The 213-nt window shown below is 66.2% G+C and carries 1 pseudogene; it reads left to right on the forward strand.

Annotated features, from left to right (window positions below):
• Positions 1-210, forward strand: a pseudogene (locus AF337_RS34945) (hypothetical protein); the annotation flags it as partial.
• Positions 211-213: the final 3 nt, after the last annotated feature.

Below are 213 nucleotides of genomic sequence, written 5' to 3' on the forward strand. Positions count from 1 at the left end.
AGCGAGCTCGGCCTCGTCGACATGCTGCTGCCGGATCAGTCGGTCGACCCCACAATCATGGCTGAAGCGCTGAAGCGCCTGCCCTTCCGCCAGCCGCCGTCAAAGAGCGGCGGCAATATGCGTCTCGAAGGGCTGGACCATATCTCGCAGACCGTCGGCCGGTGGATCGACGGCCGCGGCAGCCACCTTTCCCTTGTCGGCGCGGAATAGGGC

This window comes from Rhizobium ecuadorense (assembly GCF_001187535.1).
GTDB classification, from domain to species: Bacteria; Pseudomonadota; Alphaproteobacteria; order Rhizobiales; family Rhizobiaceae; genus Rhizobium; species Rhizobium ecuadorense.